Raw genomic sequence first — 1,316 nt, 5'->3', positions numbered from 1 at the left:
TGAATCGCCCCGGGTTTTGAGGAGGCTCCCTTCTTTGAGAAGATGGAGCCATGATGAAGAAATCGACGAAGTTTTCCCCCGAGGTTCGGGAACGTGCCGTGCGGATGGTGTTCGAGTCGCGCGGTGACCATGGATCGCAATGGGCAGCCATTGAATCGATTGCCCCGAAGATCGGTTGCAGTGCGCAGACGCTGTGCAATTGGGTGAGGCAGTACGAGCGGAATACCGGGCAGCGTGACGGGACGACCACCGCAGAAGCTGACCGGATCAAGCAACTGGAACGCGAGAACCGCGAACTGAAGAAGGCCAACGAGATCTTGCGACTGGCGAGTGCGTTTTTCGCCCAGGCGGAGCTCGACCGCCGCTTCAAATCGTGAAGGCCTTTATCGACGAGCACCGGGAACGTTTCGGGGTCGAGCCAATCTGTCAGCAATTGCAGGTTGCCCCGTCCGCGTATCGGCGCCATGTTGCCCGACAGCGGAATCCGGAATTGCGTTGCGCTCGAGCCCAGCGTGATGAAATCCTGGTCAGCGAGATCGAACGCGTCTGGCAGGTCAATCTTCAGGTCTATGGCGCCGACAAAGTCTGGCGGCAGCTCAATCGGGAAGGCATTGCCGTCGCCCGTTGTACTGTTGAACGCCTCATGCGCCAGCAAGGATTGCGCGGCGCCATGCGCGGCAAACCCGTGAAGACGACGCGCCCGGACCCGGCGGCACCGTGCCCGCTGGATCGCGTCAATCGGCAGTTTTCGGCGACTCGTCCGAATCAGTTGTGGGTCGCCGATTTCACCTACGTCTCGACCTGGCAGGGTTTCGTCTATGTCGCGTTTGTCGTCGATGTTTACGCACGCTACATCGTCGGCTGGCGCGTCAGCCGGAACATGCACACAGACTTTGTTCTGGATGCGCTGGAGCAGGCCCTGTACGCCCGCCAGCCGGATCGCAATACGCTGATCCACCATAGTGACCGTGGCGCCCAATACGTCTCGATTCGTTACTCGGAGCGCCTCGGCGAAGCCGGTATCGAGCCCTCCGTCGGCAGCAAGGGCGACAGCTACGACAACGCGCTGGCCGAGACCATCAACGGCCTCTACAAGGCGGAAATCATTCACCGACGCGGCCCGTGGAAATCGAAGGAGGCCGTCGAACTGGCAACGCTTGAATGGGTCTCCTGGTTCAATCATCATCGATTACTTGAGCCCATCGGATATATTCCTCCTGCCGAAGCTGAGGCAAACTACTACCGCTGTCAAACCGAGCAGGCCGTTACCGCCTGACTCAAATCAAATGGCCTCCGCGATTCCCGGGGCGATTCAC

At 59.8% G+C, this 1,316-nt stretch carries 1 protein-coding gene and 1 other annotated feature; the gene reads left to right on the top strand.

The window, feature by feature from the left end:
- Nucleotides 1-53 precede the first annotated feature (53 nt).
- Nucleotides 54-1,276, top strand: a protein-coding gene (locus BJN45_RS17445; RefSeq protein ID WP_088179103.1) for an IS3 family transposase whose coding sequence is annotated in 2 segments (ribosomal slippage) — nt 54-342 and nt 342-1,276 — 1,224 coding nt in all. Because the reading frame shifts where the segments join, the coding sequence is not laid out codon by codon here.
- Nucleotides 332-448: a sequence feature (AL1L pseudoknot), on the top strand. Its footprint overlaps the gene before it by 117 nt.
- Nucleotides 1,277-1,316 lie beyond the last annotated feature (40 nt).

The organism is Azonexus hydrophilus (genome assembly GCF_001956855.1).
Taxonomy (GTDB): domain Bacteria; phylum Pseudomonadota; class Gammaproteobacteria; order Burkholderiales; family Rhodocyclaceae; genus Azonexus; species Azonexus hydrophilus_A.
The sequence above is the reverse complement of the archived record's forward strand: the minus strand, read 5'-3'. Positions and strand labels throughout refer to the sequence as shown.